Annotated in this window: 23 protein-coding genes; 15 read left to right on the top strand and 8 right to left on the bottom strand. The window is 70.4% G+C overall.

All coding sequences use genetic code 11. From position 1 onward, the window contains the following. Positions 1 to 26: 26 nt before the first annotated feature. Entirely contained in the window at positions 27 to 842 is an 816-nt protein-coding gene (locus RM788_RS34990) for a GNAT family N-acetyltransferase (RefSeq protein WP_315923151.1), read from the bottom strand. Positions 843 to 1,043: 201 nt separating this feature from the next. Here RM788_RS34990 and RM788_RS34995 point away from each other — a divergent pair, with 201 nt between their 5' ends. From RM788_RS34995 to RM788_RS35035, 9 genes are read left to right on the top strand one after another with little or no spacing between them, the layout of a single operon-like run. Continuing rightward, a complete protein-coding gene (locus tag RM788_RS34995; protein WP_399341012.1) occupies positions 1,044 to 2,129 on the top strand; it encodes a PhoH family protein in 1,086 nt (361 codons plus the stop codon). A gap of 4 nt (positions 2,130 to 2,133) precedes the next feature. Continuing rightward, positions 2,134 to 2,697, top strand: a complete 564-nt coding sequence (ybeY, locus tag RM788_RS35000; RefSeq protein ID WP_315923155.1) for an rRNA maturation RNase YbeY — start codon at positions 2,134 to 2,136, stop codon at positions 2,695 to 2,697. Positions 2,698 to 2,706: 9 nt separating this feature from the next. Next, complete coding sequence (locus tag RM788_RS35005; protein WP_315923157.1) at positions 2,707 to 4,020, top strand: hemolysin family protein; 1,314 nt, start codon at positions 2,707 to 2,709, stop codon at positions 4,018 to 4,020. After that, on the top strand, positions 4,013 to 4,345 hold the full coding sequence (locus RM788_RS35010; RefSeq protein WP_315923159.1) for a cytidine deaminase-like protein: 333 nt from the start codon (positions 4,013 to 4,015) through the stop codon (positions 4,343 to 4,345). Before RM788_RS35005 ends, RM788_RS35010 begins: the two co-directional genes overlap by 8 nt. Positions 4,346 to 4,389: 44 nt before the next feature. Beyond that, entirely contained in the window at positions 4,390 to 5,286 is an 897-nt protein-coding gene (gene era / locus RM788_RS35015; RefSeq protein WP_315923161.1) for a GTPase Era, read from the top strand. Then, entirely contained in the window at positions 5,287 to 6,039 is a 753-nt protein-coding gene (recO, locus tag RM788_RS35020) for a DNA repair protein RecO (RefSeq protein WP_315923163.1), read from the top strand. 41 nt (positions 6,040 to 6,080) lie between these two features. After that, a complete protein-coding gene (locus RM788_RS35025) occupies positions 6,081 to 6,914 on the top strand; it encodes an isoprenyl transferase (protein ID WP_315923165.1) in 834 nt (277 codons plus the stop codon). Next, complete coding sequence (locus RM788_RS35030) at positions 6,911 to 7,357, top strand: hypothetical protein (RefSeq protein ID WP_315923167.1); 447 nt, start codon at positions 6,911 to 6,913, stop codon at positions 7,355 to 7,357. The genes RM788_RS35025 and RM788_RS35030 overlap by 4 nt, the downstream gene beginning before the upstream one ends. Beyond that, positions 7,357 to 7,815, top strand: coding sequence for a hypothetical protein (locus tag RM788_RS35035; RefSeq protein ID WP_315923169.1), 459 nt, complete (start codon positions 7,357 to 7,359; stop codon positions 7,813 to 7,815). The genes RM788_RS35030 and RM788_RS35035 overlap by 1 nt, the downstream gene beginning before the upstream one ends. 43 nt (positions 7,816 to 7,858) lie before the next feature. Here RM788_RS35035 and RM788_RS35040 read toward each other — a convergent pair whose 3' ends face one another. Then, positions 7,859 to 10,636, bottom strand: a complete 2,778-nt coding sequence (locus tag RM788_RS35040) for an alpha-L-rhamnosidase-related protein (RefSeq protein WP_315923171.1) — start codon at positions 10,634 to 10,636, stop codon at positions 7,859 to 7,861. 331 nt (positions 10,637 to 10,967) lie between these two features. Between RM788_RS35040 and RM788_RS35045 the strand changes: the two genes are divergently transcribed. Beyond that, positions 10,968 to 11,981 (top strand): permease, encoded by a 1,014-nt coding sequence (locus RM788_RS35045; protein ID WP_315923173.1) that lies wholly within the window; start codon positions 10,968 to 10,970, stop codon positions 11,979 to 11,981. Further along, positions 11,978 to 12,697, top strand: coding sequence for a TIGR03943 family putative permease subunit (locus tag RM788_RS35050; RefSeq protein ID WP_315923175.1), 720 nt, complete (start codon positions 11,978 to 11,980; stop codon positions 12,695 to 12,697). Before RM788_RS35045 ends, RM788_RS35050 begins: the two co-directional genes overlap by 4 nt. 31 nt (positions 12,698 to 12,728) lie before the next feature. On the opposite strand, the gene RM788_RS35055 is transcribed toward RM788_RS35050, so the two are convergent. The 3 genes from RM788_RS35055 to RM788_RS35065 form a co-directional block, all read right to left on the bottom strand. Next, positions 12,729 to 13,148, bottom strand: coding sequence for a Fur family transcriptional regulator (locus tag RM788_RS35055; RefSeq protein WP_315923177.1), 420 nt, complete (start codon positions 13,146 to 13,148; stop codon positions 12,729 to 12,731). Beyond that, positions 13,145 to 13,546 (bottom strand): ArsR/SmtB family transcription factor, encoded by a 402-nt coding sequence (locus RM788_RS35060; protein WP_399345194.1) that lies wholly within the window; start codon positions 13,544 to 13,546, stop codon positions 13,145 to 13,147. Before RM788_RS35060 ends, RM788_RS35055 begins: the two co-directional genes overlap by 4 nt. 84 nt (positions 13,547 to 13,630) lie before the next feature. Beyond that, positions 13,631 to 13,903 (bottom strand): hypothetical protein, encoded by a 273-nt coding sequence (locus tag RM788_RS35065; protein WP_315923180.1) that lies wholly within the window; start codon positions 13,901 to 13,903, stop codon positions 13,631 to 13,633. 17 nt (positions 13,904 to 13,920) lie between these two features. On the opposite strand from RM788_RS35065, the gene RM788_RS35070 reads away from it, so the two are divergent. Continuing rightward, positions 13,921 to 14,304: an antibiotic biosynthesis monooxygenase family protein gene (locus tag RM788_RS35070; protein ID WP_315923182.1), complete on the top strand. Its 384-nt coding sequence runs from the start codon at positions 13,921 to 13,923 to the stop codon at positions 14,302 to 14,304. Here RM788_RS35070 and RM788_RS35075 read toward each other — a convergent pair. Beyond that, positions 14,301 to 14,888, bottom strand: a complete 588-nt coding sequence (locus RM788_RS35075; RefSeq protein WP_315923184.1) for a TetR/AcrR family transcriptional regulator — start codon at positions 14,886 to 14,888, stop codon at positions 14,301 to 14,303. The genes RM788_RS35070 and RM788_RS35075 overlap by 4 nt on opposite strands. A gap of 72 nt (positions 14,889 to 14,960) precedes the next feature. Here RM788_RS35075 and RM788_RS35080 point away from each other — a divergent pair, with 72 nt between their 5' ends. From RM788_RS35080 to RM788_RS35090, 3 genes are all read left to right on the top strand, one after another. Continuing rightward, the gene (locus tag RM788_RS35080) at positions 14,961 to 16,169 is read left to right on the top strand and encodes an FAD-dependent monooxygenase (RefSeq protein WP_315923186.1); all 1,209 of its coding nucleotides are present in this window, start codon (positions 14,961 to 14,963) and stop codon (positions 16,167 to 16,169) included. 291 nt (positions 16,170 to 16,460) lie between these two features. Next, complete coding sequence (locus tag RM788_RS35085; RefSeq protein ID WP_315923188.1) at positions 16,461 to 17,840, top strand: glycine--tRNA ligase; 1,380 nt, start codon at positions 16,461 to 16,463, stop codon at positions 17,838 to 17,840. 311 nt (positions 17,841 to 18,151) lie between these two features. Continuing rightward, the gene (locus tag RM788_RS35090; RefSeq protein WP_315923190.1) at positions 18,152 to 19,609 is read left to right on the top strand and encodes a DUF1996 domain-containing protein; all 1,458 of its coding nucleotides are present in this window, start codon (positions 18,152 to 18,154) and stop codon (positions 19,607 to 19,609) included. 82 nt (positions 19,610 to 19,691) lie between these two features. Here RM788_RS35090 and RM788_RS35095 read toward each other — a convergent pair whose 3' ends face one another. Both RM788_RS35095 and RM788_RS35100 read right to left on the bottom strand, forming a co-directional pair. Then, positions 19,692 to 20,606, bottom strand: coding sequence for a serine hydrolase (locus RM788_RS35095; protein ID WP_315923192.1), 915 nt, complete (start codon positions 20,604 to 20,606; stop codon positions 19,692 to 19,694). A 54-nt stretch (positions 20,607 to 20,660) separates the two neighbouring features. Further along, the gene (locus tag RM788_RS35100; RefSeq protein WP_315923194.1) at positions 20,661 to 21,392 is read right to left on the bottom strand and encodes a Type 1 glutamine amidotransferase-like domain-containing protein; all 732 of its coding nucleotides are present in this window, start codon (positions 21,390 to 21,392) and stop codon (positions 20,661 to 20,663) included. Positions 21,393 to 21,418: the final 26 nt, after the last annotated feature.

The following is a 21,418-nucleotide window of genomic DNA, read 5'->3' on the forward strand; positions in this document are numbered from 1 at the left end:
AAACCGGGCTTCGCCCCGAGGCGGCGTCAGCCCAACGCCTGCATCATCGGCACGTACAACCGCGTCCGGTCACCGCCCACGTCACCGCCGAGCACCATCAGGTCGACCCCGCTGCGGCGCTCCAACCCGCGCTCCACCAGCCAGTCGGCCAGTTCCGGGTGGTAGGCGCTCACCTGCAAGGCGCCCTCCGCGCCTGCCGCCAGGTCCGTGACCAGGGCCTTGGCCTCGTCGACCGAGTCGGCCACGACCGGTCCCAAAGCCAGGCTGCCGACGGTCCGCCACGCCGCCGCGAACCCACCCGACGGCCCGATCCGCACCTGGTCCGCCAGCCGGAAGTAGTCCTTCCACAGGACCCCGCGATCCGCGCCGAACACCTCGGCGTCCGTCGCCACCACCCGCGGCAGGTCCGCGTGCAGGGCGGACCGGGTGGTCCCCGACAGCGCGGCGTCCCGGAACGGACCGAAGTGCGTCACGAGCCGGTCCACCGCCCGGAACCCCAGCTTCTCGTACAACGGCCTCCCCAAGGCTGTGGCGTGCAGCGACACCACCGGGCAGTCCGCGTTGGCCAGGGCGTGCTCGACCAGCCTCCGACCCAGCCCGCGCCCCGCGTGGGCGGAAGCCACCAGCACCATGCTGAGAGCCGCGTGCTGCCCCGAGTACCGGGTGACGATCGTGCTCCCCACCAGCGCGCCCGAGTCGTCGAAGAAGCCGTACCCGGTGCCGTTGTCCAGCAGGAACGCCCACTTGCGCTCTTCGGTGGCCCACCCCCTGTCCCGTGCCAGCGCCAGGCAGTCGGGCAGGTGTCCGTGGGTGAGCGTGCGAGGCGTCGGATCGATGTCCACGGTCAACCAGTACACACCGCGTGTCCAGCGGGTTTTTTACTCCTGTGCGTTTTGCCGGTACCGGCGACTACCATCGGTGGCGTCAAAGAGGACCCAGCGGGGGCCTTGACGAGCACGGTGCGAAAGCGCAGGAAGCAGGCCCGAGGCTAAGTGGTCGGTACCGCAGCGGGTGGAGCCGCCCGATTCCCCGAGGAGCGCCCGGTGACCGCTGCGGCGGCCCCCTCCAACGGGACCAGGAAGTCGTCGTCGGCCGGCCAGGCCCCGACCTACGCACAATCGAAGATCGCCGTGCCGGACGAGGCGGTGCTCGCGCTGCTCGGTTCGCGCGACGAGAACCTGCTCCTCGCCGAGGATCTGCTCGACGCGGACGTGCACGTGCGGGGCAACGAGATCACGCTGTCCGGCGAGCCCGCCGAGGTGGGCTTCGCGGAGCGGGTGTTCTCCGAGCTGATCCAGCTCGCGAGCCGCGGCCAGCAGGTCGGCCAGGACACGGTCCGCCGCACGATCCTGATGCTGTCGGCGAACACGACGGAGTCGCCCGCGGAGGTGTTCAGCCTCGACATCGTGTCCCGCAAGGGCCGCACGATCAGGCCGAAGACGCTGAACCAGAAGCACTACGTCGACGCGATCGACGCCAACACCATCGTCTTCGGCATCGGCCCCGCCGGTACCGGCAAGACGTACCTGGCGGTGGCGAAGGCCGTGCAGGCGCTGCAGGCCAAGCAGGTCAGCCGCATCATCCTGACCAGGCCCGCGGTCGAGGCCGGGGAGCGGCTCGGCTTCCTGCCGGGCACGCTGAACGACAAGATCGACCCGTACCTGCGGCCGCTGTACGACGCGCTGCACGACATGGTCGACCCCGAGTCGATCCCGCGGCTGATGCAGGCGGGCACGATCGAGGTCGCGCCGCTGGCCTACATGCGTGGTAGAACGCTTAATGACGCGTTCATCATCCTGGACGAGGCGCAGAACACCACGCCCGAGCAGATGAAGATGTTCCTGACCAGGCTCGGCTTCGGTTCCAAGATCGTCGTCACGGGCGACATCACCCAGATCGACCTCCCCGGCGGCCAGCGCAGCGGTCTGCGGGTCGTCCGGGAGATCCTGGAGGGTGTCGAGGACGTCAACTTCTCGGCCCTGAGCAGCAGTGACGTGGTCCGGCACCGGCTGGTCGGCGACATCGTCGACGCGTATGAGAAGTGGCAGGTCGTGCAGGACAACGCGGACCTGCACGGGCGCCAGGGTGGACCCGGTGCGCGGCGGGGTGAGCAGCGCCGGGGACGATGAGCGCGTGAGCATCGAGATTGCCAACGAGTCCGGGGTCGTGGTCGACGAGCCGTCGATCGTCTCGGCCGCCCGGTTCGCCCTCGACCGGATGGGCGTGAGCCCGCTGGCCGAGCTGTCCGTCCTGCTGGTCGAACTGGACGTGATGGCGGACCTGCACGAGCGCTGGATGGACCTGCCCGGTCCCACGGACGTGATGGCGTTCCCCATGGACGAGCTGGACTCGGCCCGCCGCCCCGACGCGGCAGGGCTGGGTCCGGCGCTGCTCGGCGACATCGTGCTGTGCCCCGCGTTCGCCAAGGACCAGGCGAAGACGGCGGGCCACGGCCTGATCGACGAGCTGCACCTGCTGACAGTGCACGGTGTGCTGCACCTGCTCGGGTACGACCACGCGGAACCCGCCGAGGAGCGGGAGATGTTCACGCTGCAGAACCGGATCCTCGCGGACTTCCGGTCCGCGACGGTCGAGGCCGAGCGCCTCGCCGTGCAGCGGGCGTCGGACTCCAAGCTGCTCGGCGCCGTCGGCCTCGAGCACTCGGACCAGCCCGAACCCGTCGATCCCGGCGCCTGAGGCGGAGCGGTGACCACGAGTTCCGCCAGCCTGATCATCCTGGCCGTGGTGCTGGTGCTGGCCGCGGGGCTGTTCGCCGCGGCCGACGCGGCGCTCGGCACGGTGTCGCGCGCCCGCGTCGAGGGGTTGCAGCGGCAGGGCCGCACCGGCGCGCGCCAGCTCCTCCAGGTGCTGACCGACCGGCCGCGGCACGTCAACCTGCTGCTCCTGCTCCGGCTGGCCTGCGAGCTGTCGGCCACGGTGCTGGTCACGGTCGTGTGCCTGCGGCTGGTGTCCCCGCCGTGGCTCGCCGTCGTGACGGCGGGCCTGTCGATGCTCGTGGTGTCCTACGTGCTCGTCGGCGTCGGCCCGCGCACCATCGGCCGCCAGCACCCGTACGCCGTCGGCCTGGCCGCCGCCGCCCCGATCCGGGTGCTCGGCCGCGTGCTGGGCCCGTTGAGCAGGCTGCTGATCCTGGTCGGCAACGCGATCACGCCCGGCAAGGGCTTCCGCGAGGGCCCGTTCTCCTCGGAGGTCGAGCTGCGCGAGCTGGTCGACATGGCCCAGGAGCGCGGTGTCGTGGACGAGGGCGAGCGGGAGATGATCCACTCCGTCTTCGAGCTGGGCGACACCATCGCCCGCGAGGTGATGGTGCCGCGCACCGAGATCGTGTGGATCGAGCAGGCCAAGTCGCTGCGGCAGGCGCTCGCGCTGTCGCTGCGCACCGGGTACACCCGCGTGCCGGTGATCGGCGAGAGCGTCGACGACATCGTCGGCGTGGTCAACCTCAAGGACCTGGTGCGCGCCACGTTCACCGACGAGGTCGACGGCGCGACGGTCGGCGGGATGATGAAGCCCGCCACGTTCATCCCGGACTCGAAGCCGCTGGCCGACCTGCTGCGCGAGATGCAGCTGTCCCGCACGCACCTGGCCATCGTGATCGACGAGTACGGCGGCACCGCGGGCCTGCTGACCATCGAGGACATCATCGAGGAGATCGTCGGCGAGATCACCGACGAGTCCGACACCGACGACCGCCCGCCGGTCGAGCACCTCGCCGACGGCGCCGTCCGGGTCAGCGCCCGGCTGCCGGTCGACGACCTCGACGCGCTGTTCGGCACCGAGTTGGACGAGCACGAGGTCGAGACGGTCGGCGGTCTGCTGGCCCAGCGCCTCGGCCGCGTCCCCCTGCCGGGCACCGAGGCGGAGATCGCCGGTCTGCGGATGCGCGCCGAGGGCGGCAAGGACGAGCGGGGCCGCATGCGGATCACCACGGTGCTGGTGCGCCCGGTGGCCATCCCGGAACCGGTCGAGGACAAGGAACGCGAGGACCACCGTGGCTGAGCTGGACCCCGAAGACCAGAAGATCGTCACCCTGGCGCGGTCGGTGCGGGCCCGCACCGGCGCGGCCGAGGGCGCGGCCGTCCGCGACACCGACGGCCGCACCTACGCCGCCGCCACGGTTTCCTTGCCCTCGCTCAAGCTCACGGCCCTCCAGGCCGCCGTCGCCGCGGCCGTCTCCAGCGGCGCCGAGGGCTTGGAGGCCGCCGCTGTCGTGACGGTGGCGGACAAGGTCGACGCGGATTCGGTGGCGGCTGTCCGGGACCTGACCGCGACCGGCCCGATCCTGCGCGCTGACGCGTCTGGCACCGTGGTGGAGACGGTCTAGGCCCCACCACGGTCAACGCTTTCAGCACCAGGGACAATGGACGGATGGATGGTTACCGCTCAGGGTTCGCGTGCTTCGTCGGCCGTCCCAACGCAGGCAAGTCGACGCTGACCAACGCGCTGGTCGGGACCAAGGTCGCGATCACGTCAAGCAAGCCGCAGACCACCCGCCACACCATCCGGGGCATCGTGCACCGCGAGGACGGCCAGCTGATCCTCATCGACACGCCCGGCCTGCACCGCCCGCGCACGCTGCTCGGCCAGCGCCTCAACGACCTGGTCCGCGAGACCTGGTCGGAGGTCGACGTGGTCGGCTTCTGCGTGCCCGCGGACCAGAAGGTCGGGCCCGGTGACAAGTTCATCGCCGCCGAGTTGCAGAAGATCGCCAAGAAGACCCCGGTGATCGGCATCATCACGAAGACCGACCTCGTGCCGCAGCAGCAGGTGGCGGAGCAGTTGCTGCTGCTCCAGAACATCATGGACTTCGCCGAGATCATCCCGGTGTCCGCCGTGGACGGCTACCAGGTCGACACGCTGGAGAAGCTGCTGCTCGACCGGCTCCCGGAGGGCCCGCCGCTGTACCCGGACGGCGACCTGACCGACGAGCCGGAGGCGACGCTGATCGCGGAGCTGATCCGGGAGGCCGCGCTGGAGGGCGTGCACGACGAGCTGCCGCACTCGATCGCGGTTCTCGTCGAGGAGATGGCGCCGCGCGAGGGCCGCGACGACCTCATCGACGTGCACGCGAACCTGTACGTGGAGCGCACCAGCCAGAAGGCGATCATCCTGGGCCACCGCGGCGAGCGGCTCAAGCAGGTCGGCATCACCTCGCGCAAGCAGATCGAGGCGCTGCTGGGCAGCAAGGTGTTCCTGGACCTGCACATCAAGATCGCCAAGGACTGGCAGCGCGACCCGAAGCAGCTGCGCCGACTGGGGTTCTAGATGGCGAACCTGTACCGCGACACCGGGATCGTCCTGCGCGTGCAGAAGCTCGGCGAGGCCGACCGGATCATCACGCTGCTGACCCAGAAGCACGGCAAGGTGCGCGCGGTGGCCAAGGGCGTGCGCCGCACGTCGTCGCGGTTCGGGGCGAGGCTGGAGCCGTTCGGGCACGTGGACGTGCAGTTCTACCCCGGCCGCTCGCTCGACGTCGTCACCCAGGTCGAGACGCTGGACGCGTTCCACGTCAAGCTGGTCGACGACTACTCCCGCTACACGGCCGGGTGCGCGGTGCTGGAGACGGCCGACCGGCTCACCGCCGAGGAGGGCGAGCCCGCGCTGCGGCTGTACCTGTTGGTCACGGGCGCGCTGCGGGCGCTGGCGGCGGGGGAGCGGGACGGGTCGCTGGTGCTGGACGCGTTCCTGATGCGCGCCATGTCGATCGCGGGCTGGGCGCCCGCCGTGGACGAGTGCGCTCGCTGCGGCGAACCCGGTCCGCACCGGGCGTTCAACGTCCAGGCGGGCGGTGTCGTGTGCGCGAACTGCCGCCCCGCGGGTTCGGCGACGCCGTCGGCCGAGACGCTGCGGCTGCTGATCGCCCTGCTGCACGGCGAGTGGGACGTGGTCGACGCGCTGCCGGTGGGCGCGCGCCGCGACGCCAGCGGACTCGTCGCAGCTCACCTGCAATGGCACATGGAACGGCAACTGCGGTCGCTACCACTGGTCGAGCGCACGGCGCGACCGGTCGACGGCTAAAGTTCGGCCGCCGCACAGTCTTCGAGAGGAACACCGCAACCATGCTGCGCCGAAGGCGGCCCGAACGCGACGCGCGCGTTCCCCGGCCCCCGGACCCACACCCCTCCGGCGCCCGCCCGCCCGCCATACCGGCGGAGTTCGTGCCGCGGCACGTGGCGATCGTCATGGACGGCAACGGCCGCTGGGCGAACCAGCGCGGCCTGTCCAGGGTGGAGGGTCACAAGCGGGGCGAGGGCGTCGTGGTCGAGGTCGCGCGCGGTGCGATCGAGATGGGCGTGAAGTGGGTGTCGCTGTACGCGTTCTCCACGGAGAACTGGCGCCGCAGCCCCGAAGAGGTGAAGTTCCTCATGGGTTTCACCCGCGAGGTGATCCACAACCGCACCGACGAGCTGGACGACCTCGGCGTGCGGGTGCGCTGGGCCGGTCGGCGCCCGAAGCTGTGGCGCAGCGTCATCTCCGAGCTGGAGGACGCGCAGGAGCGCACCAAGGGCAACGAAGAGCTGAACCTGGCCATGTGCATCAACTACGGCGGGCGGGCCGAGATCGGCGACGCCGCCCGCGAGATCGCCCGCCTCGCGGCCGCCGGGAAGATCAACCCGGACAAGGTCGACGAGCGCACGCTCGCGAAGCACATGTACCAGCCCGAGATGCCGGACGTGGACCTGTTCATCCGCCCGTCGGGCGAGCAGCGCACGTCCAACTTCATGCTGTGGCAGTCGGCGTACGCGGAGATGGTGTTCCAGGACATCCTGTGGCCCGACTTCGACCGCCGCGACCTGTGGGCGGCGTGCGAGGTCTACGCCCGCCGCGACCGCCGGTTCGGCGGAGCCCAGGACACCCCCATCGCCGAGAAGCCCGACGAGGAGACCCCGTGACCGACGCCGACGCGGCCGCCATCACCGCTGAGCTGCTGACCTCCGCCCGCGAGGCCCTCGAGCTGTTCCACGACGTGCACGTGGACGACGACGGCGCGCTGAGCTTCCTGCACGGCGAGGTGCCGTGCGCGATCCAGGCGATGCAGCTGGCCGAGGGCCTCACGGTCCTGAGCCTGACGTGCGTCGTCGCCTGGGACCTCCCGGAGGACCGCGACCTGGCGGTGTCCGCCGCCGAACGCGCCGGGCAGGGCCTCTTCGGCACGCTCGGCGTCGTGCACTCCGAACGCGGCATGGACGTGACCCTGCGGTACGCGTTCCCGGCCGAGGGCATGAAGCCCGAACCACTCAGCACCCTGCTGATGCTCGTGGTCTCCACCGCCTCCCAACTGCGCGGCGAGCTCCTCGCCGACAAGGAGTCGGGCAACCAGGAAAGGAACCCCTGATGGGTGGCGTGATCATCTACGAGCCTGACGAGGACTCCGCGGTGCTGCAGTTCCCCTGGGTGGTGACGTTCGAGCCGTCGGGCGGCGAGGAGTGGGACTCCTTCGTCTGCGGCCCGTACGAGCGCGCCCACGCGGTCGCGCTGGCCGAGGCGGTCGCGCTGGCCGAGGACGGCATGCTCGCCGTCGTCGAGCCGATGATGCCGGTGCTCAGCGCGGACGAGGTGCTGGCCACCATCGACGAGCTGCGCGAGGCGGAGGAGGAGGTCGAGGAGCTCGACGGTCCGTTCGTCGAGCCGAAGGTCAACGGCACGCACGTGGACCTCGACCTCGGTGAGACCGACCTCGTCGAGGAGGAGATCGCGGACGACTTCGAGCCGCCGACCCCCGAGGAGGTCCGCGCGGGCATGGAGCGCACCTTCCGCCGCCTCCTCGCGGCGACCGACCCCACGACTCCCTGACCTGCCGAGGGGGAGGCGCGTCCGCACGCGCCTCCCCCTCGGGTCAGGGCGTCAGCTCCGCGACCCGCGTGTAGTTGCCGTTCTGCGGTTGCGACGCGGTCGCCACGAGGCGGATCCGCGACGTGGTGACCGGCTGGTCGAACGGGATCCACCGGGTCAGCGCGGTGTTCCCGGTGACGGTGGCGCGGGTCGTCCAGGCCGCGCCGTCCCAGCTCTGGACGGTGAGGTCGGTGACCACACCGTCCACGATGGACTGGAATCCGGTGCCAGACAAGGTGATCGGCGCCGGAGTGGTGAGCGTCAGGGTGTCCGGGAACTGTCCCGGCGACGCGTCGTTCCAGAACGTGGCCGCGCTGCGGTCGACGGCGTTGCCCGCGTAGTAGGTGCGGGGCTGTCCCTCGAACACGTTGGGCGCGGCCTCGCTGGAGGCCTCCGCCGTGACGCCCTCGGGCCAGACGCCGAACACCGTCAGGGGCGTGGTGGTCTCCGCGCCCAACCTGCCGCTGGTGGCCTTGACCCTGATCTGCGGCTGACCGCCGCCCGCGCCCGCCGGAACGCGCACCCCGACGTTCACCACGGTGCTGGTCGTCCCCTTGGCCGGGTCGAGGCTGAACGTCGCGGGCGTCGTCGTCCACCCGGAGGGGACGGCCGCGTCGACCTCGCCGCTGAGCGCTTTGCCACCCTGGGCGGTGACGGTGACCGCGATGGCGCGCTCCTCGCCCGCCCGCACGGGGGTGCTGCCCGCCGAGGTGACCGCCACGGCCAGGCCCGACGCGGTGGTGCCGATGGCCCGGCTGTCCAGCACGGCTTGCGCGGGCAGGCCCTTCAGCACCACGTAGCCGTCCTGGAGTGCGGCGCCGTGGGCGAGGCCGCGGGTGCCGTTCCAGACCAGCCTGCCGTTCACCCGGACCGCGGTCTTGGCCCCGAACGTGGGGATCTCCACCCGGTCCACGGCGGCGGGGGGCGCGTTCAGCCGCCCGGTGAACGAGCCGCTGCGGGCGTTGTGCGACCAGGAGAGCGCGATGTCGCCGAGCGGGGTCTTGAGGGAGCCCTCGGCGCTGGTGAGGTCGCCCGGCTGCGGCCGGACCGCGTAACCGCCGCCGACCGTCTGCGGCTGGATGCCGAGCACGGAGAACGTGAGCGCGGACGTCGGGCCGGTCGCCCAGCCGTGCGCCAGGCTCATGTACGCGCCGCCGTAACCGGGCTGCCCGTTGGCCAGGTAGCCCTCCCAGAACGTGCTGCCCGTGCCGATCGGGGAGTCCAGCATGTAGCCCCACTCGCGGCGGATCAGCTCCAGCGCGCGGGTGGTGTCACCCGCCCTCAGGTGGGCCTGCACCTCCATCGAGCCGGGGAAGGTGCCGATCTCCGAGTTCTTCTCGGGAGTCGTCGCCCCGTAAGCGTTCCAGTTCAACGTGAGCGAGGCGCTGATCCGCCGCGAGCGGGCCGCGGAGTCGGTGAGGCCGAACCAGACCGCCAGGGAGTTGCCGTCCTGGGGGTGCAGCGCGCTGGTGGGGTTGTCCCGGAACAGGCCCGCCTGCTCGTCCCACAGGGTCGCGTTCACCGCGGTCTTCACGCCGGCCGCGGTGGCCCGCCACGACGCCGCCGACGGATCGCCGACCAGGTCCGCCAACTCGGCGCCGGTCAGGAGTGCCTGGTACGCCAGGGCGTTCGCCGCGATGTTCTCGCCGCCCTGCCCGCCGCGCGCCCAGTCGTTGGGGCCGGTCACCCGGAACAGCCCGGTCGGCCCCACCTTCGCCAGCGCGAAGTCGAGCGCCCTGCGGTAGCCGGTCCAGGTGTCGCGCAGCCAGGCCAGGTCGTGGCTGTACTGGACGTAGTTGGCCGTGCCCACCAGCGTCCACAGGTGGTAGGTGTCCGAGGAGTAGAAGTTGACCTGCGGGCCGGCGAACGGCAGCTCACCGGACGCGGTCTGGTGCTGGTAGAGCGTGGTCAGCGCGTTGCGCGTCGGCGTGAGGTCGCCCAGGGAGGCGAACTCCGTCGGCACGGACACGCCGAGGTCGCCGGGCCACACCGTGCGGTCGCGCTTCGCGCCGTCGACCAGGATCGTGTCGCCGACGCCCACGGTGGCGCCGTTGTCCCAGCCCGAACCGGGCGGGCCCCAGACGCGGCCGGTGTCGGGCGCGATGACGTTGGTCTGCACCGTGTACGCCCCGGCGTACCAGATCCGGTTGAGCAGCGGATCGCTGGAGTGGAAGTAGTTGTCGTAGTCGCGCAGGTCGGTCATCGTCGGCGCGAACGTGATCGCGACGGACACCCGGTCGATCGCGATCGAGCCCGCGGAGTCCACGAACAGCGTCAGGTAGCGGAACCCGCCCCGCTGCTGGGCCCTCGGCGCCGTCCAGGTCGTCCCCGGCACCACGTCGGCGGTCAGCGCGCCGTCCGGGCCGGAGCCGCCGTTGCTCGCGTCGCTGGTGGTGCCGATGTAGAGCGACGACTCGGTGAACGCCAGCCCCAGCCGCTCGCCCGGTGCGGCCGTGCCGGGGAAGCGCACGCTCGCGATCCCGCCGACCTCCTTGCCGAAGTCCAGGGTCACCGAGGAGCCGTGGCCGGTGAGGGTGGTCGTGCGGCCGCGCAGGACGCCGCCGGACTCCGCCACGGTCCCGGTGGTCCTGGTGACCTTGACGGGGGTGACCGTGCGGCTCGCGGGCGCGAAGTTGTCCCCACCGCCGTGCCCCCGGTCCGCGGGCTCCGCGACCGAGGCGGGCGCCGCGCACAGCGCCGCCACGACAACACCCGCCAAGCAGATCCCGAGCGAGCGGACCAGCGGTCCCACGGCACCGTTGCCGTCGCGACTACGACTCACGCCAGAACTCCTCTGCAGGGAATTGAAACGTTACAACCGCGTGCACTCTGACCTGTGACCCACATCTCTGTCAACAACCCGCGAGTCGAACCCCCAGACACCCCGTGTCGAACCTCCAGACACCCCGAGTCCGCCACTCCGGCACCCCACCGTCCGACCGCCGTGCCGCCCCGAGACCCGCCACCCTGGCGGTCCGCTGCCACCCACGGGTGGTTCCGCTACCCGAATTTCGACGTGAACGTGCCGTTCACCGCCCCGGTTTCCGGTTTTCCCCGGAACCCGACCTCAGGTGGGTGGAGCGGTGGCCCGATCGCCTGGCATCATCCCGGAAGTGACAATCACTTCCGAGATCAGGGACTCGCGGCCGTCCGGTCGAGGACCCCTGCGCGGGAAGATCACCTCGCTGGAGGTGCTCTGCCTGCTGCTGGTGCTCGCGCTGGTCCTCCAGGACTGGCTGGTCGGCGTGCTGAACGTGCCGCAGCTGCGCACGGCGTCCACCGTCTTCGTGGCGGTGTGCGTGCAGGCCATGCCGTTCCTGGTGTTCGGTGTGTTGATCAGCGGTGCCATCGCGGCCTTCGTACCCGCCAGCGCGCTGCGCAGGCTGCTGCCGGCGAAGACCGCGCTCGCCGTGCCCGTCGCGGGCCTGGCCGGGGTCGCCCTGCCGGGGTGCGAGTGCGCGTCGGTCCCGGTCGCCCGCCGCCTCATGCAGCAGGGCGTGCCACCCGCCGTGGCGCTGTCGTTCCTGCTCGCCGCCCCCGCGGTGAACCCGATCGTGCTGGTCGCCACGGCCGTCGCCTTCCGGGACGCGCCGATGATGGTGCCCGCCCGATTCGTCGGCTCGCTGCTCACCGCCGTGGTCATGGGCTGGCTGTGGACGCGGTTCGGCAAGACCGAGTGGATCGCGGAACGGGCGCTGCGCAAGCTGGAGGAGAAGGAGGGCACCTCGCGCTGGCTGGTGTTCGCCGAGACCGCCCGCCACGACCTCGTGCAGGCGGGTGGGTTCCTGGTGCTGGGCGGGGTGTTCGCCGCCGCGTTCAACGTGCTGGTGCCGACCGCGTGGCTGGAGGCGCTGGGCGCGCAGGTCGTGTTCGGCGTCATCGTGATGGCGCTGCTCGCCGTGATCCTCGCGCTGTGCAGCGAGGCGGACGCCTTCGTGGCCGTCTCGATGAGCGCGCTGCCCCTGTTGCCGCGCCTGGTCTTCCTGGTCGTCGGCCCCGCGGTCGACGTCAAGCTGTTCGCCCTCCAGGCGGGCACCTTCGGCCGTTCGTTCGCCTCCCGCTTCGCGCCCGCCACGTTCGTCGTGGCCATCGTGAGCGCACTGGCCGCCGGGGCGGTGTTCCTGTGAGGCGCGAGACGCAGAACATCCTGCTGATCCTGCTCGGCGGCGCGCTGCTCAAGCTGAGCTTCACCGACATGTACCTGCGCTACGTGAAGGCGGGGCTGCAACCCCTGCTGATCGCCGCGGGCGCCGTCATGATCCTGCTCGCCCTCATCGCGATCGCGCGGGACCTCAAGGGCGGCAAGGACGGCGGGGACTCCGAGGCGCACGACGACCACGGCCACAAGGCGTCCCGCAGCCCGTGGATGCTGCTCCTGCCGGTGCTGGCCGTGTTCCTGATCAGCCCGCCCGCGCTCGGCGCGGACACGGTCAACCGGTCGGACCGCAACGCCGCCCAGGAAACCAAGAAGGGCAACGGTTTCGCCGCCCTGCCCGCCGATGCCGTGCTGCCGCTGAGCCTCGGCGAGTTCGTCACCCGCACCGCCTGGGACGACTCGGGCTCGCTCGACGACCGCACCGTGAAGCTCACCGGTTTCGTGGTGCGCAAGAACGACGCGACGTACGTGGCCCGGCTGGCCATCTCCTGCTGCGCGGCCGACGCGTCCCCGATCAAGGTGCGCATGGCCGGCTCCGGCTTCGAGGCCATGCCGACCGACCAGTGGGTCGAGGTCACGGGCAAGGTCGTGCCGGGTTCGGCGACCAAGGACACCGCCTACGTGCCCACGTTCACCGTCTCCGACATCACCCCGGTCGCGACACCGGCCGACACCTACGAGAGCTGAGGGGCGGGCGCCCGCACCGGGCACCCGGTCCTCACTTCGCAGTGCAGGACGCGCAGGTCCCGAAGATCTCCACGGTGTGGCTCACCTCGGAGAACCCGTTCTCCGCCGCGATCCGGTCCGCCCACTTCTCCACGGCCGGACCCTCCACCTCCACCGTCCGCCCGCACGTGCGGCACACCAGGTGGTGATGGTGGTGCGCCGAACAACGCCGGTAGATCGCCTCACCGGAGTCCGTGCGCAGCACGTCCACCTCACCGGCGTCCGCCAACGACTGCAGGGTCCGGTACACGGTGGTCAGCCCGATCCCCTCACCCCGCTTGCGCAGCTCCTCGTGCAGCTCCTGGGCCGAGCGGAACTCGTCGAGCTGGTCAAGCAGCTTGGACACCGCCGTGCGCTGCCTGGTCGAGCGCAGCCCTGGAACAGCGGTGTTCGGGCGCTCGCTTGTCGTCACAGATCCTCCGTCCGGTCGGTCTCGCCGACGCCCGCGACCACCGGGCGGATCGCGGCACCGCCCTCTTCGACGTGGATGACCGCGTCGACCACGATGTGCGCGAGGTGCTCGTCCACCAGCCGGTACACGACCTCGCGCCCGTGCCGCTCACCGCTCACGACGCCCGCGGCCTTCAGCACGCGCAGGTGCTGGCTGATCAACGGCTGCGCCACCCCGAGCGCGTCCACCAGTTCGTGCACGCACCGCTCCGCCTCCTGCAGTTGCAGGACGATCGCGATCCGCACCGGTGCCGCCAGCGCGCGCAGCAGTTCGCCCGCCGCGGACAACGTCCGCCCTGACCTCGGTGGCGCCGGGTCGGGGACGTGGCGTCCGGGGACGTGCGTGTGCTCGCCGCGCACGGGGACCGTCGTCGCGTCCTGGGTCAAGCGCACGCACCTTCTCCGGCCCTAGGTGGAATGGATTATCAGCACCAATCCTAGGCGCTATCCGGGCAGAACCGAGATGGCGACGGCCACCAGGACCAGCACGACCAGCACGCGCAGGACCCGCGCGGCCGGGGGCAGCGTCCGCCAGGTCGCCGCCAGCAGGGCGAGCACGCCCAGCAGCAGCACGACCAGCAGGCTCGCGCCGAGCACGCCGCGCAGCAGGACTCCGCCCGCGAACAGGCCTGCTACCAGCAGGAACGCCAACAGTGGTGGCACCTTCGCCAACGGGCCGCGGCCGGGGATCAGGGTGCGCTTGGGGTCGTAGGGCACCGTGGCATCCTTGCACTGTGCTGCTCGTGTGCCGGTTCACCGTGCTCGAACCCGATGTCGCCGATTTCACCGCACGCGCGGGCCGTGCCCTGGAACTGCTGACCGCCCGCCCCGGCTGCACCCGCGGCCTGCTCAGCCAGTCCATGGACGAGGCCGACCGCTGGGTCCTCACCGTCGAGTTCGACTCCGTCGTCGCCTACCGCCGGGCCCTGTCGCCGTTCGAGGTCCGCGAACACGTCATCCCGCTGCTGTCCGAGGCGCTGGTCGACGAACCCGCCGCCTACGAGCCGGTCCTGGTGGCGGCGGAGGGCGCGGTCACCCGCCAGGTCAGCCTGCTCGCCCAGGACGCGGGCACCGTCCGCCTCGGCGAGGCGTCGGGACCGACCGCCACGCCGCGCTAGCCCTTCAGGACCAGCGGCAGGAACACCTCGTCCACGATCCCCGCGATCGTCTCCTCCGACACCGGCGCCAACGTCATCAGCACCTCGTTGCGCAGCAGGTCCCCCGGCAGGGTCTTCACCCGCGCGGGCAGGTCCGCCGACGGGATCTCGCCGCGTTCGACCGCTCGTCGGAAGATCTCCTCCAGGTACTCCCCGCTGTCCCCGACGACCGACTGGCGCAGATCCGCGGGCGTCGTCCCGGTCTCCCGGTAGTACGTCCCCAGGTGCACGCTCAACATCGCCGCGATCCGCGGCCGGTCCTCGTTCGCCCTCGTCATCAACGCGATCACGTCCCCGCGCAACGACCCGGTATCGGCCGTGAGCGCCCCGTGGTCCACCGCGCCGCGCCGGATCGCGGCCAGCGCGAGGTCCCCGCGGGTGGGCCACCGCCGGTACAGCACGTGCCTGCTCGTCCTCGCCCGCTCGGCCACCGCTTCGACCGTGAAAGCCCCGTAGCCGCCCTCGACCAGTTGCTCCCAGGCCGCGTCGAGGATCGCGGCCTCCAGTTGGCTCCCGCGTCGACGCTTCCCCGTCTCAAGGCTCACTTGCGTACCTTATCGCACCTCGCTACCTTCGATAAGGAACATTGATGTGCCTAACGAGGAAGGGAACTCGCCATGTCCCGCAACGTCCTGATCTCCGGCGCGAGCGTCGCAGGCCCCGCACTGGCCTACTGGCTGCACCACCACGGCTTCGGCGTGACGGTCGTGGAAACCGCCGCGGGGGTCCGCTCCGGCGGCTACCCGATCGACCTGCGCGGCGTCGCCGTCGAGGTCGTCCGCCGCATGGGGGTCCTCGACGAACTGACCGCCGCCCGCACCCGCACCCGCCGCGTCACCTTCATGAAGGCGGACGGCCGTCGAGCCGGCTCCCTGTCGCTCGAAGCGCTCACCGGCAGCGCCGACGACGACATCGAACTACCCAGGGGCTCACTGACCTCGGTCCTCTACAAGCACACCCGTGACGACGTCGAGTACCTGTTCGACGACTCCATCACCGCGCTGGACGAGAAGACCGACGGCGTCGACGTGACCTTCCGCGGCGGCACACGACGGACCTTCGACCTGGTCATCGGCGCCGACGGCCTGCACTCGAACGTCCGCGCACTCGCCTTCGGCCCGGAGGAGCCCTACCTCCACCACCTCGGCTACCGCTTCACCGGCTTCACCGCGCCCAACCGCACCGCCCTCGACCACGAGGCCGTCATCTGGAACGTCCCCGGCCGCATGACCGCCCGCTACGCGGTCGACGACCCCGACCGAGTCCACGCCTTCCTCGCCTTCGCCAGTCCCCAACCCACGGGGGAGGAGTTGCGCGACCGCGAAGGCAACCTGCGGCTCACCGAACGGACCTTCGCCACCGACCGCTGGGAAATCCCACAACTGCTGGCGGACCTCCGAGCAGCGGACGACGTCTTCTCCGACACCGTCAGCCAGATCCGCATGCCCACCTGGAGCACCGGCCGCGTAGCCGTCACCGGCGACGCCGCCCACGCCACCTCGTTCCTCTCCGGCCAGGGCACCAGCATGGCCGTCGTCGGCGCCTACGTACTGGCAGGCGAACTCGCCGCACACGAAGACCACGCGGAGGCCTTCACCGCCTACCGCCGAACCCTGATCGACTTCGTCGAACGCAACCAGGCCCTCGCCACCGGCAGCAGCTCCCTCATCCCCAGAACCCGCAAGGCCTTGTGGCTCCGCAACCAGGCCACCCGCCTACTCCCACTGCTCTCCAGGACGAAAAACCTCTTCGGCCGCAACACAACCCGCGCCGCCAACTCCCTCACACTGCCCGACTACCCGACCAGAACCACCGAACACCGGTGACGAACAGGCCCCACGAGCCCGCAGGCCCCACAAGCCCACAAGCACCAACAAAGCGAGCGCGGCCGAACCCGGAGAACACCGGGCACCGCTGACCTGTTTCGAGGGACAAGCCCACCCTCACCCGGTTTCGAGGGATCAAGCCACCGACACCTGGTGTCGAGGGATCAGGCCACCCCCCGGTGCCAAACCGCCGAGAACCAGACCCGGCCCCGACCACCCGCAGTCGCCCATTAGAGCCACCCCCACCCGCGTTACGCTGGACTCTCCCCTCACCCACCCCCTGGAGTGGCAGTGCCAGCCGATCCCGTCGAAACCGTCGTCAGCCTGTGCAAGCGCCGTGGCTTCGTGTACCCGTGCGGCGAGATCTACGGCGGTACCAGGTCGGCTTGGGACTACGGGCCGCTCGGCGTCGAGCTCAAGGCCAACATCAAGCGCCAGTGGTGGAAGTCCGTGGTGCAGGGGCGTGACGACGTCGTCGGCCTCGACTCCTCCGTCATCCTCCCGCGCGAGGTCTGGGCGGCTTCGGGTCACATCGAGGCGTTCGTCGACCCGCTGGTGGAGTGCGGCTCCTGCCACAAGCGCTTCCGCGCCGACACCCTCGTCGAGGAGCACGCCGAGCGCAGCAGCAAGGCCGAAGGCGACCTGTCGGACGTGCCGTGCCCGAACTGCGGCACCCGCGGCGGGTACACCGAGCCGAAGATGTTCAACGGGCTGCTCAAGACCCACCTCGGTCCGGTCGAGACCGACGAGGGCCTGAACTACCTGCGCCCGGAGACCGCGCAGGGCGTCTTCACGAACTTCCTGAACGTGCAGACGACGTCGCGCAAGAAGCCGCCGTTCGGGATCGGCCAGATCGGCAAGTCGTTCCGCAACGAGATCACGCCCGGCAACTTCATCTTCCGCACGCGGGAGTTCGAGCAGATGGAGATGGAGTTCTTCGTCGAGCCGGGCACCGACGAGGAGTGGCACCGGTACTGGATCGACGAGCGGTTCCGCTGGTACACGGATCTGGGGCTGTCGAAGGAGAACCTGCGCCAGTACGAGCACCCGAAGGAGAAGCTGTCCCACTACTCCAAGCGGACGGTGGACATCGAGTACCGCTTCCGGTTCGGCGGGCAGGAGTGGGGTGAACTGGAGGGCGTCGCCAACCGCGGCGACTTCGACCTCACCACGCACTCCAACCACTCCGGCGTGGACCTCTCGTACTTCGACCAGGCCACGAACTCGCGCTACCGGCCGTTCGTCATCGAGCCTGCGGCGGGTGTGGGCCGTTCGATGATGGCGTTCCTGCTGGAGGCCTACCACGAGGACGAGGCCCCGAACGCCAAGGGCGGGGTGGACCGTCGGGTCGTGCTCAGGCTGGACCGCAGGCTCGCGCCGGTCAAGGCCGCCGTGCTGCCGTTGTCGCGCAACGCCGACCTGTCGCCCAGGGCGCGCGACCTGGCGGCCGCGATGAGGCGGAGCTGGAACGTGGACTTCGACGACGCGGGCGCGATCGGCCGCCGGTACCGGCGGCAGGACGAGATCGGGACGCCGTTCTGCGTGACGGTCGACTTCGACACCCTCTCCGACCACGCCGTGACGGTCCGGGAGCGCGACACCATGTCGCAGCAGCGCGTCGCCATCGGCCACCTGGAGGGCTACCTGGCCGCCCGGCTGGTCGGCTGCTAGACCCCTTCCCGTGCGGGGCCGTCTCCTTTGGAGGCGGCCCCGTTCCGCGTTCAAGGCTCTGAACCTGGTCACAGGCAGTCTCCGAACGGCGTTGAACCGCTGTCGGATTCACCCGTTTGCGCATTTCAGGTGCCATAAATGCGAACTTTGCGCAGTCGTGCGCGCACTACGGGTGGGGTCATCGGGCTATGTAACGGATTGATAACGAGGCGAGCACGGTTGAGGAGCGCCACGTCGACCGTGCGTATGCCCCAGTGAGGCGACCTCCAAACGACGTCCTCGAAGACCCCGACGACAGAGGTGAGCACCGAATGACCCGGACCGGTGGACGACACCAGATCTCCAGCAGGACGAAGATCGCCTCGATCGGCGCTGCCGTGGCGATCGCGGCCGGGGCCGTGGTCGTGGTGACGACCACCGGTAACGACCAGGCTTCCGCTGACGGCGTGGACATCTCGCAGTTCGTCGACATCACGACGCAGCAGCCGAACGTGAAGCAGGTCAAGAAGCAGCAGAACGCGTCGAAGGGCACCTTCACCGTCAACTGCGGCCTCAACGAGAACGAGCACTTCAACGGCGACAACTTCATCGCCGCGCCCGGTGTCGAGAACGGTGCGGAGCACCTCCACGACTACGTCGGCAACCTGTCGACGAACGCGAACTCGACCAACGAGAGCCTCCAGGCCGCCGGGACCACCTGCAAGAACGGTGACAAGTCCACGTACTTCTGGCCCGTCATCCGCATCGACACCGCGGACGAGGAGGAGGAGAACGAGGTCGACCCCGCCGCCGTGCAGGCGCAGGAGCAGCAGGCCGCCGCCGACGCCACCGCCAAGAAGAAGGGCCGCCCGCAGCTGGTCTGCCCCGACGTCGCCAGCAAGCTCGACGAGGTGCCGGAAGAGGCGCAGGCCGAGGTCGACCAGGCCCTCGAAGAGGTCGACAAGGTGACCGAGGAGGCGGAGGCGAAGCTCCCGGCCGCGACGGACGCCAACGCCGTCGACGCCCAGGTCGTCAACCCGTTGCTGGAGAAGCGGAAGGCCATCCTCGACCGGATGACCCTCGCGCTGGGCCGCCCCGGCCGCCAGCCGATCGACTTCGGCGCCCTGTCGCGCTGCTCGGTGAAGCCGCCCGGCCAGCCCTCGCCCATCGACGACGGTTCCGAGAACGGCGACACCCCGCCGGTGGAGGCCCCCGGTGGCGAGCCCGACGACAACAACGAGCTCCCCGGCAACGACGGTGAGATCCAGCGCCCGCTGAGCGCCGAGCTCACCTTCCGCGGCAGCCCGGTCGGCAAGGTCACCGCGATGCCGAAGTTCCTCCGCATCCTCTACGGCGACGCGAAGGTGTCCATCAACGGCACCAAGAACACCCGCGACTCGTGGACCTGCTCCGGCTTCGAGGACAAGGTCCAGATCGCCAAGTACGTGATCTGCCCCGAGGGCTCGAAGGTCAAGCGCATCCACGACTTCCCGAGCTGCTGGGACGGCAAGAACACCGACTCGGCCAACCACCGCACGCACATCGTGTTCCCGGACGCGGCGACCGGCAAGTGCGCCGAGGGCTTCAAGGCCGTGCCGCAGCTGCGCACCACCCTCACCTACGACATCCCGAGGGACATCCAGGTGAAGGGCCAGTACAAGGTCGACTCGTTCCCGTTCGAGAGCCACAACCCGCTCAGCGACCACGACGACTTCGCGAACGTCATGTCGCAGCGGATCATGAGCCGCCTCGTGGCCTGCGTGAACAAGGGCAAGACCTGCAAGGAGTAACGGCTTCCGCGTAGCAGTACGCGGCGGGAACAAGGCCACCTCGGCGGCGGGGTGGCCTTTTTCCTTGCCCGGAAACGGGTTCCTACGTGTTTGGCAACGGGGTCAGCGCGGAGCTGACGATCTTCGCGACCTGGTCCTTGGCCGTGTCGGTGGACACTCCGCTTTGGACGGTGAGCACGGCGACGGCGTAGCGGCCGTCCACGACACCCGCGCTGTGCAGGTACACGTCGCTGGGCAGGTAGTACATCCAGCCCTGCTTGGCGTACGCGGCACGGCTGCCGCGCGCGTTCCCGTCGAGCAGCCCGAAGAACTGGTCGAACCCGTCGGCCGCTTCCTCCTGCGCCCCGGACAGCGCGTCGACGATCAGGTCGCGGTCCGCCTCGGGCATCTTCTGCAGGACGTACTGGTAGAGGTGGACCATGTCGTCCGCGGTGATCACGACCTCGCCCCACTGCGAGGGGTCGTTCGGCGAGTGCGTCCCGGTCAGCCCGACCTCCGCGGCGACCCGGTCGATGGCGGCCATGCCGTCGAACTGCGTCCACATCTGGTCCATGGCGCCGTCGTCGCTGTAGCTCAGGGCCCGGTCGACCAGTTGCAGGTCGTCGTCGGACAGCTCCAGGTCGCCCGCGGCGCGGCGGTCGAGCATGTCGACGACGAGCAGCAGCTTGCTCAGCGACGCCGAGTAGAACTGCTTGTCGCCGCCGCTGCCGACCAGTTCGCCCGTCCGCACGTCGAGGACGGCGATCCCGAGGTTCACCGAGTCGCCCGCCGCCTGCTCGGCCGCGGCCAGTCCCGCGCCGAGGTCGGGCTGGGGCGCGGGCGGGTCGGTCGTCGTGGTGGTCGGCGGGGCGGTGGACGTGGACGGCGCCGTGGCGGCGAGGGGCGGGGCCGCGTGGACCCTGGTGTCGGCGGAGGCGGACTGCACGGCGGTCGGTGTGCTGGTGTCGTCGTAGGCGAGGAACGCCGAAGACGTGATCGCCACCACCAAGGCGATCACTCCGTAGAGCCCGACACGTCGCTTGTGTTCACCCACAGTTATTTACTGAACGCTCTACAACCTCCTGATGTCGAGCTTTTCCTCCTGTGCGATTCCTGAAGACTCATCTCGTTGCACTGCGTAACCACCCCCATGGGGGATTTCCGACACCGCTTGGACCAGTTCGGTACCCCGGTAGAGCAATCCGGCCCCGTCGTCGGTGCAGTACGTGAGCGGCAGTTCACCCGACGCGACCGCCGCGTGGACGGCCGGTCGGCGGGTCCTCTCGGAGTCGTAGTGCACGCCGTTGCCGTAGGGGAGCAGCGCCAGCCCGTTCGTGACGACCCGCAGTTCCGGCCCGAACGAGTCGGTCGTGCCGCCCACGTGCCAGCAGATCGACCCGGCGGACACGCCGCTGAGCACGACGCCCGCCTGCCACGCCTGCCGCAGCACGTCGCCGAGCCCGTGCACCCGCCACACGGCGAGCAGGTTCGCCACCGAGCCGCCGCCGACCCACACCACGTCGTGGGAGAGCACGAACCCCAGCAGGTCGTCGGTGGGCGGCATGGTGAACAGGTTCAGGTGCGAGACGTCCCAGCCGACGAGCCTGCCCGCCTCGGACACGCGCGCGTTGCCCGCCCGCTGGTCGCCGCCCGCCGTCCCGACGTGGCAGACGGACGGTCGCCGTCCGTCCACCCCGGACAGCTCCACGGCGAAGTGCAGCAGCTTGCCGAACTCCAGATCGGTGCGGTGGCCGGACCGGTAACCGCCGGACGTGGCCAGGATGGTGGGTTCAGATGCGGGCATGGGGCGATCCTGCCGGCCATGACACC

Source organism: Umezawaea sp. Da 62-37 (assembly GCF_032460545.1).
Classification (GTDB): Bacteria; Actinomycetota; Actinomycetes; order Mycobacteriales; family Pseudonocardiaceae; genus Umezawaea.

What these genes read in the sequence shown, in the direction of transcription:
- era (WP_315923161.1), top strand. Translation starts at nt 4,390, where the DNA reads ATGGATGGTTACCGCTCAGGGTTCGCGTGCTTCGTCGGCCGTCCCAAC.
- recO (WP_315923163.1), top strand. Translation starts at nt 5,287, where the DNA reads ATGGCGAACCTGTACCGCGACACCGGGATCGTCCTGCGCGTGCAGAAG.
- RM788_RS35025 (WP_315923165.1), top strand. Translation starts at nt 6,081, where the DNA reads ATGCTGCGCCGAAGGCGGCCCGAACGCGACGCGCGCGTTCCCCGGCCC.
- RM788_RS35035 (WP_315923169.1), top strand. Translation starts at nt 7,357, where the DNA reads ATGGGTGGCGTGATCATCTACGAGCCTGACGAGGACTCCGCGGTGCTG.
- RM788_RS35080 (WP_315923186.1), top strand. Translation starts at nt 14,961, where the DNA reads ATGTCCCGCAACGTCCTGATCTCCGGCGCGAGCGTCGCAGGCCCCGCA.
- RM788_RS35090 (WP_315923190.1), top strand. Translation starts at nt 18,152, where the DNA reads ATGACCCGGACCGGTGGACGACACCAGATCTCCAGCAGGACGAAGATC.
- RM788_RS35100 (WP_315923194.1), bottom strand. Translation starts at nt 21,392, where the DNA reads ATGCCCGCATCTGAACCCACCATCCTGGCCACGTCCGGCGGTTACCGG.